This window comes from Posidoniimonas polymericola, assembly GCF_007859935.1.
Taxonomy (GTDB): Bacteria; Planctomycetota; Planctomycetia; order Pirellulales; family Lacipirellulaceae; genus Posidoniimonas; species Posidoniimonas polymericola.
Genome location: NZ_SJPO01000011.1, coordinates 217,061 through 228,702, shown reverse-complemented (window position 1 = coordinate 228,702; position 11,642 = coordinate 217,061). Strand labels below are relative to the sequence as shown.

Sequence of the window (11,642 nt, the reverse complement as noted above, 5' to 3'; positions counted from 1 at the left end):
ACCTCGACTAGATCGCCTCGCAGTGACGAATTGGCGTGCGCAAATCGCGTGCCGAACAGTATTGGGACAGGTCCAGTTTGTGAACCTCGCTTTACTCTAGGTGGTTGAGGGACTTACTGACGACCGGCGGTCGTATGTTTGGTCAGGTCCTCTTGCTCCCAAGTCACTCCGGGCCACTAAAGGTGTCAGGAATCGTTCTCTGCTTCCGCCGGGAGACCGACTCTCACGCCGCGGCACGTGGGCGCGGCGTCGGCGGCTACGAGGCAGGGGCGGGACTCACGCCCCAACTCCTACGTGAACAACGCCGCCACACCATCGAGTGTAACTGAGGTTGGCGCCGTCGTGCTACTCGCGTCGTGACGCCTGCTCGCCGGCGACTGTAGGCGGGGACGGCCCTTGGTCGCGTCGTTTCGCCCCAACTGCCCTGCCCCCCCGCGGTCCCGATAGATGTCGGTCGATGCCTGGGCGCCGGCGATCGACCGGCGTGTGCTGGCGTGCGATTCTTTGCGTGGGCGGCTGACGCCGAGCCGGGGATGACGCTCCGCGGCTGATGTTGGTACCGGGTGGGCCGCCGTGGCAGACGTGGTCGCGCCGCTGTTGATTCACGACGCACTCGGGGCGCGCCACACGCTCTCGCTGCTCGTCGGGATGGCGGTCTCGCCCCTTTTCGCGAGGGCCATCACGGCGGGAATCAACGTGCCACAATCGGGGGCCGCTTGTCATTTCTTTGTAGAAATCGGGCGCCCCGCGCGGTCCAATAGAGGGGCTGCGGGGTCGTTGTTGGAGGGGGCGCTGCTGGCGACCCAGAATCCCGCCGACCGCTGCCGGCGGTCTCTGGGAGAATTCGCAGGCGTCCGCGTCGCTGGTGCTGAACGACTTTTGTCCGCGCTGGCGAGCAAGATCGGACAATAGTCGGCCAGGCCCGCGGCGGGGCGATTCCGCAACCACAACGATATACATCACTTGCGGCGATCGACGCCAGAAATGGGGCCCGACTTTTGTCCTTAGCAATCGATAGCGCCAGGAGGGACAAAAGTCGCGTGGCAGCCAAGACTGCTCGGCGGGGACTCGCTTGGAGCAGTTTGCAGAGCAGCGATGAGCCAGGAGGCCAACGATGAGCCAGGGGGCCCGTGGAAGCCACGGCCAGGAAGCCACGGCCAGGAAGCTCGAGCCCAGAGATGAGGGCCGGCGGAATGGGGCCCCGTGCTCGCCGAATCAACCCGTGTCGGGCCAACCCGCGGCGGCGGAGAAAAGAGAAATCGGGGCAACTGGACGCCAGTTGAACTTTTTCTGGCTCGGCTTGTCGACCTAACGTTGTCACAAGTCAAGGCGATGAAGGAGCTTGCGCAAGATCCGAATTGACTGGTGTCACCGCGGCTTGGCCATCGTGGCTGCGGCCGGGAGAATTGAGGGGCTGCCTTATGAGCCTCTTGCCTTCCGTCGCTGTCACCAGCTCTTTTCTATGATCTTCGTTCGGGCGATGTACTGGACTTTGAAAGCGGCGGTGGCTCCGCGGGCTTGCCTAGCGGCTGAGAACGCCGCGTTGCGGCAGCAACTGGCTTGCTACAAGCGGAAGCGAGGCCGGCCGCGAATTGCTGCCCCCGATCGGCTGTTCTGGGTGATGCTCAAGCGTTTTTGGAGCGGCTGGCGGTCGTCGCTGGTGATCGTGCAGCCCGACACCGTGTGCCGCTGGCATCGGCAGGGCTTTCGACTCTTCTGGAAGTGGAAATCGCGACGGGGTGGCAGGCCACTGATTGACGCCGAAGTTCGGGCGTTGATCCGGCAAATGTCCCGCGAGAATCCGCTTTGGGGCGCGCCGCGGATCCGGGCCGAGCTGCGACTCTTGGGTTATGAGGTCGCCGAGTCGACCGTCGCTCATTACATGGTGCGGCGTCGTGGGAATCCCTCGCCTGGCTGGAAGACGTTCCTCGCCAACCACTCGAAGGAGATCGCCGCCTGCGACTTCTTTGTCGTTCCCACGGCTACGTTTCGGCTGCTGTACTGCTTCGTGATCCTCTCGCACGACCGGCGCCGGGTGCTACATTTCAACGTCACGACCAACCCGACTGCGCGGTGGACGGCCCAGCAGCTCAACGAGGCCTTCCCATTTGACGCGGCGCCGCGCTGCCTGCTGCGCGACAACGACGCCATCTACGGCCAGGTGTTTCAGCAACGCGTCGCGGCGATCGGGATCGAGGATTGCACGACGGCGCCACACAGCCCCTGGCAAAATCCGTATGTCGAGCGGCTGGTCGGGACCGTTCGGCGGGAGTGCCTCGAGCATTTGATTGTCCTGGGCGAGGATCACCTGCGGCGAGTGCTCGAAGAATTCTTCTTCTCTTACTACAACGGTCATCGCCCACACCAGGGACTGGAGGGCGACGCGCCGCTTGGCCGAGAGCCTGAGCCGCCCGACATCGGCCCCGTCGTGGCCACGCCTGTCCTCGGTGGGTTACACCACAGCTACTCACGCCGCGCGGCCTGAGAGTCACTTTTCTCGTCGCCCGCTGCGCGGGCTGCCTCGGTGTCTGCGCCGAATGCGAAAGCAGCGTCACTCTAGGTCGCTGACGGGCTTTCTGACGACCGGCAGTCGTCTGTTTCGCAGATCCTCTTTTCTCCAAAGTCACTCCGCGACGCCTTGCCTAGCTTGCCGGATTGAGTTTTCGGGAGAGATAGGTATTCGGCTATCAGAACGCGGAGCCGAGCGAGTTTGCGACGCTACTCAGATCCTCTTCCTCTTCGTGCTCGTCCGCTTCGCTGCTCTCGCCGCCAACCAATAAGGCGTCGAAGTCTCCCTGGTATTTGTCGAACATCGCCGAGTCTCGTAGCTGCTGTGCGAGAAGCTGCAGCAGCGAATCTGATAAGACGGGCAGGGGGGCCATAGGATAAATATCGGCAGGCGCGGACGGAATCTCGGGGTCTCCGATCGAGCCGAAAACTATGTCCGCAAGCGTGGGTTCACTTTCAGCAGGCAACGACAATTCATTCTCTCCCTCGCTTGCCTCAACTCGCGCTGCGGTGGCTGCGAACGCGGTGTGAGCCGCCTCAGGCGAAGCGGAAAGAGAGGCGCCAAGGTTGTCCCGCCAAATGCTGTAGTCTGCGGAGTCGACTACCCCATCGGCATTTCCATCGGCCCCATCGCCGGCTGCTGCGGGAGTCAGGCCATACTGGTTCTTCCACAGCTGATAGTCGAGCTGATCGACCAGGCCACTCCGGTCGTAGTCGCCCGCTAACGTAGGCGTTGAATTGCCGTCGGAGCCAGGCGATCCACTGTCAGACATGCTGGCTCGCCAGTTTGTCGGATCGTTGGGGTCTCCGGAGGGATCGATGATTTCAAGCGATGGGCCATCACCATCCGGTGCTTCGGGCCAGGGCGCGGTGTCGTCGTAGGTGAAAGACAGGATCTGGACGCCGTTTGCAGCGAACAGGGAGATGGTCTCGCCGCCATTGCTGAGGTTAGCGTCGGCGTACCCGCCGGGTGCGAGGTTGATCCCGGTCCCGTAGATAGATTGGAACACGGCCGGGTTGCGCGCTACGATAATGTATTCGTTCGGGTCGAGCGATAACCCATCGGCCAACAAATACGGCGTGTTCGAGAAGTCGGTAATCTGGACGCCCGACAAGTCCACCGTCTGGGCGCCCGTATTTAGGATCTCGATGAACTCCTGGTCGGACTCGTCGAGGAGGCTTGGGTTGTTGGGGTGGTAGTGCAGTTCGGTTATGGCGAGCGTGGGCACACTAACCGGCGGGCCGGCGATGAATTCGATCGGGTCCGACCAGTGGCTCCAGCGGTCGCGGGAGTCCATCGTTCTTACCCGCGCCCGGTAGGTGCGTCCCTCTTGAAACTGCCCCGCGCCAACCGTGATTGAATCTTGGAACGAGTTAAGTTCCCCACTCTCCCAAACCGCGTCGATTTCGTACTTCCACGGCGCATTGGGGTCGAACCCCGGCGTGTTGGGGTTCGAAACCTCCGCAATCCGCCACTCCATTGCGCTGAATGCTGTCGGTGATCCTGGGAAATCGTTGGTGGTGAACTCCCACCCCCCGAGGGCGAACCCCGCCTGCCCGGTGTAGCTGATGGTCGGCGTATCGGGGATGTTCGCTTCATCAGTCAAGATGTTTTGATCGATCCACGCGCCGCGTGTGATTGAATAGTCTACGAGCACCTGCTTCATCCCCGCGTAGCTTCCGGGCGGTGGGACGCTCCCCCCACCCGCGTAAAAGCGGCCGTGACCTGCCTGCCCTAGGTTCACGTAGTCCGACACGAGAATCGGGTTGAAGTCCCACATCGCTCGATCCGCGTCGACGAGCGAAGGCTGACCCTCCGTGAAGACGAAGGACGACGACTCATCCACAAGCAGTGATACCTGCTCTTCGTTGTAGAGCAAGTCACGGATTTCCCGCATGCGGTTGCGGTAGGCCTGCGCGTAAGCGCCAAAGTCTAGCACCCGATCGCGGAAAGGCTCGGCGCCATTCCCGTATTGATTGTCTGCCCACGTCAGGTCGAGGTCCCATGGCAGCGTTTCCCACTCGTCCGTTTCCGGGTTGTGGTAGTAGTAATAATTCTTGCCGTAGCCGGTGTCATAATGGTGGATCGCTTCGAGGATCGACCGGTAGCTGTAGTAGCTCTCAAGGTTTAGGTTTTGATCCCACCACTCGGCGGTTTGTGGCCCGCTCTCGTAGGTGGTTTTGAACGCGATCAGGTCGGACGAGTCGCTAACCTCGGGGTAGTCGCCCTGGTTGCTAAGCTCGCCGCCAATGCCGCCGACGCCTGTACCGTTCTCCATCTTGTAGAGGTTGCCATCCGGTAGGCCGTGCTGTTCGAGGAAGTTGTCGTTCAGCTGCTCCACTGCAAGGTACAGTCCCTGGAAGTCGCCGCTGTACTGGTCTGGTCCATTCTCGGCGGCACTCTCAACGATGCGGAAGCTGACGTAGTTGGTGTTTGGCGACGCCACCCCCGCCATGTTGAACAGCTTGAAACCCACGGACTCGAACAGCCCTTGCTCGCCCCGGTGCTGCGAGAACCCCTGCGAGATAATCGCGCTTAGGTTCAGCTTGGTCCACGATGAATCGTACGTCTCGCCGTAGTCATCGCGTGCCTGAAAATCGTGACCGCGGTTGAAGTCGAACTTCCACATGTTCTTGCCCATCGCGTAACGCCACGTTCCGCCCCGGGCGCGGTAACGTATGTGGTCGTACACGACGCCGTCGTAAACCAGAGCGCCGTTCCACAAATAATCACTCCCGGCGTAGCCATTGAAACGGGATGAGTCGGGGATGAACTGGGAGTCCTCGTGCGCTTCGCGGGTCGTGATGAGGTGGTAGGTCGAGACCGAGTCGAGCAGCTCGCCATCGTACGTAACCTCCTGGGTCTGCCCTGGTCGCACTGCGCCGGTCCAGTCGGGCGTGTCGTCGTAGACGAAGTAGGCAAAGTTGCGTTGGCCGTCGTCGGCGTAGGGGACCGCGACGCTCTCACCGAGGCTGTCGGTGGCGATTACCCGGTACCGGACCAGGCGCCGGTGCAGTTGGAGGTCGCCCGTTAGCACGGCGGTGTAGATGTCATCCCCCGGCGTCACATCGCCTCCGGCGCCGTCGTCGGTCATCGGCAGCGTGGTCCAGCTAGTCGTGTATCGGGGATCGTCAATTGCGATGTAGTCGCCCGGCTCCACGAGCTGGTACTGCAGCGCCACGGTGGCGACGCCGTCTGGGTCAGTGGCTTTGACCGTTATCGTGACGTCCTCTCCCGAGCGGGGTGAGACCGGGAAGTGATCTACCTTCCTCGTCTGCGGCGGAGCATTAATCGCAAACACGGAGTTCGGGGCGTTCGGCGTCGCCGGCGCCGAGCGCCAGCTGCCCCCCAAGTCGTTCTCCAGCAGCGGATTGATTAGCTGGATGGAGTAGCCTTCAATGTCGCCCACAGTGGGCCAAGGGTAGCCGAGCTGATAGTCGACCTCATCCTGCTTGTCGCCGTTGGCGTCACGGAGTTCAATCGTTTCTCCGCTATTGCTGAGGCGGCCGTCGAACGGACCCAGCACCGGCACGCCGAACTGCGATGTAAACTCCGTGGGGTTCTGGGCGATCACCACGTGCTCACCCGACTGCAGCACAACGTTAGCGGGCAGCGTGTAGCGTACTCCTTCGTCCAGGCTCCAGCCCGAGATATCGATGGCTTCGGCGCTTACGTTAAGAAGCTCGATGAACTCCCAAGGCTGCGAATCGTCTCCGACGTCGTAGCCGATCTCATTGATGACGATCCCGCCGCCCGATAAGATCGCAAAGGTTCCGCTGAACGGTGAGATGGGCAGCCCCGAATCGCCGCCTAGCAAGGCCCCCTCGGCTATCGTGACGGTATGAAGTCCATCCCCGGTGATCACCGGCAGCATGAACTCGATGGAGTCTGAATCAATCATCGCCGCCGACACGGCGGAAATACCATCGACTGCCAGATCCGATGCGTCCAGGCTTGCCGCCGCCAGCGGCTCGCTGAGGTGAACGGTGTAGCTCGTAGGCGCAGAGGTCAACGCCGCCCCATTCACTGGATTGACGCCCACGACGTGGAACGCCGGGTCGCTCTCTACGAATTGGATGGCGGTGAGCGCGTAGCCCTTGGACCCGCCCGCCGCGGTTCCAGTGCCGACGCCAGGGGTCGCCCCAAGATACTGCTCCGACACCACTTCAAACTCGCCGTCGATGCCCGGGTCGATGTCGCTCCAACCGACGACAAACCCTTGATCTTCGAGGTGGTTCTCTCCGGTCCAGAGAGCCACCTGGTTCGCCGGGAGACCGTCCGTTACGACCCCGATCCCTGCGCTGTGATCCAGGCTAAACGAGTCGGCGCCGACGAGGGTTACCAGGGTCCAGCGGCTGGTGTACCCCGCGTTCCCCCTTACGCTGGTGCCGGTGAACTCATAAGAGCGATCTGACGACAGCCCTGAGAACGAGTGGACGTAGCGGTCCCCGCCTGTCAGGGCGATACTTGCGCCGCCCGCGCTGCTGAAGTCGATCCAGCCGTTGAAGGCGTTTGCCGCATCGGTGCCGTTTGCGGGCAGGCCGGTGACGCTCTCGTAGGACGCGCCAATGGAAGTTGTCGCGAGCGTGATCGAGGTCGCTGCGCCGGTTTGGCTGTCGATGAGTTGTCCGGAACTGCTCCCAAAAGCAGCGTATCCAGTGACAAACGGGTGCGTCGCGGCGCCGGTCACGTGGTCGTTGTACATCACAACGTCCCCCGCCAGCAGCACTCGAGACTCGAGGACCTCGAACCGACGCACCCGCCTGACGCGGCCAACTGCGTCGGGTGTTCGGGACCGCGTCAACTTACGCCGCCAGTGCCGCATGCCACTTCCCTCGTCGCGTGATCTTGCAGATGAGAAAGACTGCAGGAGAAGGTGTAGAACGATTTCTGCCTACCAGCAATTCATACTAGCTGGATGCTGCGGTCTTGTCACGCGACGATCAAGGCACAAAGGTACCAGACAACTATGCAACGATGCGAGGAAGTCCTCGTCGGGCACTGTGCAAACTCATGCGGTCCGACAGCGCGGCTAGATGCGATAACAGCAGAAGGCCGAGCGATAAATCTCGGCCTCCTGCTGGCTGATCACCTAGTGCGGGACAACGATCAACTCATTTCTCGGGTCGATAACGCATTGAGCTGAATCGGCTCGATATCGCGAAGAGCACTGACAGCAGTCGCTTCGCCTAGGCGCAAATTCGCTTCCTTACGCCGGCCAGCCCTATAGCGGCCATAGCTAGCAATAGCGAGCACGGTTCGGGAGCAGCCTGGGCTGCCGAAAGGCCGCCCCCAGTCAAGATTGAAACGAAGGGGTCAATGTCGAGGGTGTTGACCACGCCATCGATATTCGTATCGGCCACTTCGAGTAGATCGACCCCGGGGAATGCTGACGCGTAGCCGCCGGGATCAGTTAGTGCAAGGACGAAGGGGTCAATGTCGAGGGTGTTGACCACGCCGTCGTTGTTGGTATCCCCTAGTATGAACATCGGGTCGACCAACTCTTCGTAGCTTACCACCCCGAAGGCAGGCGCCGCGAATTCGTCGGCAAAGAAGAACTCGAGCGTGAGGTCTTCTTCGCCAGCGGTGTCGAAGATGGCGCCCAGGTTGTAACTCGTTCCCTGGGCAAGAACCGTAGACCCCGCCGACTTTAGTTCGCCGAGTTGTCCCGAGTCGGCGCCAATCTCAAGCCAATCGCCTCCGGCGGTGGCCTGATCTTCAAGACTGGTCCACCCACCGGTGAGCAGGGCGCCGCTGGCGGACTTGACCGCGTAGCCGTCGATCGTAATGGAAAGCGGCGATTCGTTCACCAGCACTGCCTCCCCGGTGACGGGGTCGACGTTGAGCACTAGGTTGTTGAACTTCTTGTTGCCGTCGTAGACCACGACGCCGCCGATGGAGTCGTACAGCTCATTCGTGTAGCTGAAGCTAAGGTCCTCGTAATCCGTTCCGAGTTCTGCAACGGTCGGGTCGAACACGGCCCCAATCGACCGCGAGGCCCCCGCCGCTAGCGACGTAATGCCGCCATTCCGAAGTTCGCCGATAGACTCGTTGGCCAACACGCCGAACTCTCCCCAGGATCCGCCGTCAAGGCTCTGATCGCTGAAGCTGTTAAAGGCTGATGGGTTGATCGATCCAAGCCCCGACTCGATGACGTATCCGTCGAGGTCGATGGCGCTGGCAGACATGTTGGTGATTGTACCGACGCCGGTTGAGCGATCGATCGATAGCACGACGCGGTCTTCAAGCTGCAATGTGCCGACCGCGCCATTGGCTCCACCCGCGCTCGTGCGAATCGCATATTTCTGCCACGGGTCGAGGGTTAGGCCGCTACCGACCTCCACATCAGGCATGTTTCCGACCACAGATCCGCCGTCGAAAAGGTTCCATGTGTCCGAGGGTGACGGCGTGTAGCCGAAGTCCAGGCTCACCGTACCGCCGAGAAGAGTAATCGGACCCGGCGTGGAGATCGCGTTGAACGAAGCGCTGTCAAGTTGCGGATTGAAGGTGCTGCCACCGTTGAACGTGATCCCGTCAGACGTGGAGACACTGGCGGTGGATCCCACCTCCAAGGCGCCATTCACGGTGAGGTTTTCCGAGTTGAATGATCCGCCCGACGCAACCGACATCCGGCCGCTGGCGTTGATCGTCGCACCGCCGCTTCCCGCGACGTTCCCAGAAACGACTATCGAAAGCGAGCCGGTGCTGGCCACTTCGACGGCGCCAGCATTGATCGTCAATCCGATCGGCGTGGGCGGGGTGTCGGTGACTTGGGCGATGCTATCAGCATTGCCGATCGTCGCCGTCTCGTCGAAGTCAATGCTCGGCACAAACATGTTGGGAGGGTCGGCGCCGTCAGACCAGTTGGCATCGACGTTCCAGTTTGCCGCCGTGGTCGGCAGGAATGTGTAGTTGACCTGAGCCTGAGCGGGCGCTACCAATGCGGCGACTGCGGCGACCGCCACCAGGGAGGGAACAGACTTAAAGAAGAGACGCATCATATGTCGAGCCTTTATGATTTAGCCAAGTTGCTGTTTCGCCGATGCGGGTCTCACGTACGCCACTTGTTGCGATGTTTGATCGTTCCGAAGAACGCACGTGCCTCGTTGAGGAATCAAGACACGCCAGGCTGACGCTGCCGGCTTCGACCGAGCCGGTGCAAGCCGAGTAAGGAAATTGCACAGAGCGTAAGCGAGTGCGGTTCCGGCACAATGGCGGCGAGTGCTGCAGGGGTCGCGTTCTCTTTCCACAGCTTGAAGTCGGTCCAGTCAACTCTCTTGTCGAGGTTGACGTCTCCATCACCCGGACTAGCGTTCGTCATAAAGAAGTTCGCGCGGATGATATCCAGATCGTCGATGTCGACAACCAAGTCCAGGTTTATGTCACCCAACTGGAATGGGTTGTCTACGATCTGAAAGCCAGCGACCGGTGACCGGTTGTTGTCGTCGATAAACTCGATCGCAAGTGAGCTCTGCGACAGTCCTCGAGTGACAAAGTGGGTGCCGGTTCCTCCCGATTCAGTAACCTCTGTGAAGGTTAGTGGATTGCTGCCGAGAAGCGTCCCGTCAACTCCTTCAACGATAGAGAAGTCGGTGAACGCGCCGCCCGTCTCGGTAAAGGTGTTGTTCTCTCCGCCACGGTCGTGTGCGACGTAGATAAACAGGTCGTACTTGTCGTAGGGAATCTCTGAGACCGTGATTGTGCTGGGCGCCTCGTCCGTGAGGTTTTCGGAGATCCAGCCGTTCAGAAGCACGCCGTCGGAGGTTGCAGGTGTTCCGCCTGCGCCACTCCAGCTTTCCTCGGCGGCCCAGCTGACGTCGATGGTGGTGGCAGTCCCGCTGTCGTCGACGGCGTTGGTTATGGTGCCGCCGGTTCCTGAGGCGTTGTTCCAGTTGGCCTGGGCCACAACGCCAGCAACGTCGGTGGGCGCCAAAGAAGAGAGTCCGCCGGTCCCACCGGCGTCGTCGGCGCCGAAGTTGACTCCCACGGAATCCGCGTAAACCTGGGGAGCCGAGATCCCAGCTACGACTACTGCCGCCACAGCTATACTGCAGGCGGACAGGCGACGCTTCGATCGGGACGCAAACATGCCAAGACCTCCAATAAGGACGAGGCAGACCGCCGTGGGTTCGGGCACGATTGATAGACCTGCGGCCAGACCGGGAGCGGCCTCTGCCTTCCAGATCCGGAAGTCTTTGAAATCAACAGTGAGGTCGTAGTTGAGGTCGCCCTCGGAACGCATCCCAACACGCTGAAACATGTTTGACTCGATGATGTTGTAGTCGTCGAGGTCAACGCTTCCGTCGCCGTCAACGTCGCCTGCGACTTGCCCGACCGTGTTGACCACCTGGAAACCGGAGAATGGGGCTCGGTCGTTGGCAGAACCAAACTCGATTGAAAGAGAGCTGTTGGTGAGCCCAGTGGCCACAAAGAAGTTGCCCGTTCCGCCTGAGAACGGAACCGCGTCGAACTGGAATGGATCGGCCGCCACGGTTGTGCCTGTGACGTTCTCGCGGGCGTTGAAGTCGGCGAAAGCGCCGCCTGCTTCGCCGAAGATGGTGTTTTCGCCGGCGCCGCCGCGGTCGTGGGCCAGGTAGAAGATCATGTCGTACTGGGCGTACGGGATCTGGGAGATCGTCACAGTGCTGGGCGCCGCATCAGTGAGATTCTCGGAAATCCAGCCATTCAAAAGCTTACCGTTGGGCGTCGCGGGCGTGCCGCCGACGCCGCTCCAACTCTCCTCTGCGACCCAGGTCACGTCTAGTGTCGAGGCGGCGCCAGCACTATCGACTGCATCGGTGATTGTTGCCGTGGTTCCTTCGGCATTGTTCCAGTTGGCTTGGGGGATGACGCCGGCCACTTCTGCAGGAGCTAGAGCGGAATTGCCACCCGTGGAGCCCGCGTCATCGGCTCCAAAGGTTACGCCAATCGACTGAGCGTGCGTGGAGCTGGCCAAGAGAGCCGCGGCGAGCGACCACGCCAGCGGGGAAAATCGCGACAATGTTTTCGGATCCATAAGGGCTACGCCTCCAAAGCGTCAAGCGTGCGAATCAATACGGCGTTGCGTGCACCGCCGAAGAACCAATGGAACTGGGACGAGAAGAGACTTGCAGCTGATGAGGATGTCAAATAC

Annotated in this window: 4 protein-coding genes; 1 reads left to right on the top strand and 3 read right to left on the bottom strand. The window is 61.1% G+C overall.

Annotated features, from left to right (window positions below; all coding sequences use genetic code 11):
• Window positions 1-1,462: 1,462 nt before the first annotated feature.
• A complete protein-coding gene (locus Pla123a_RS20485; RefSeq protein ID WP_146590469.1) occupies window positions 1,463-2,485 on the top strand; it encodes an integrase core domain-containing protein in 1,023 nt (340 codons plus the stop codon).
• Between the two features lie 202 nt (window positions 2,486-2,687).
• Here Pla123a_RS20485 and Pla123a_RS20480 read toward each other — a convergent pair whose 3' ends face one another.
• The 3 genes from Pla123a_RS20480 to Pla123a_RS20470 form a co-directional block, all read right to left on the bottom strand.
• Window positions 2,688-7,313 (bottom strand): lamin tail domain-containing protein, encoded by a 4,626-nt coding sequence (locus Pla123a_RS20480; protein ID WP_197528150.1) that lies wholly within the window; start codon window positions 7,311-7,313, stop codon window positions 2,688-2,690.
• Window positions 7,314-7,698: 385 nt separating this feature from the next.
• Window positions 7,699-9,510, bottom strand: coding sequence for a hypothetical protein (locus Pla123a_RS20475; RefSeq protein WP_146590465.1), 1,812 nt, complete (start codon window positions 9,508-9,510; stop codon window positions 7,699-7,701).
• 113 nt (window positions 9,511-9,623) lie between these two features.
• Window positions 9,624-11,525: a hypothetical protein gene (locus Pla123a_RS20470; RefSeq protein WP_146590463.1), complete on the bottom strand. Its 1,902-nt coding sequence runs from the start codon at window positions 11,523-11,525 to the stop codon at window positions 9,624-9,626.
• Window positions 11,526-11,642 lie beyond the last annotated feature (117 nt).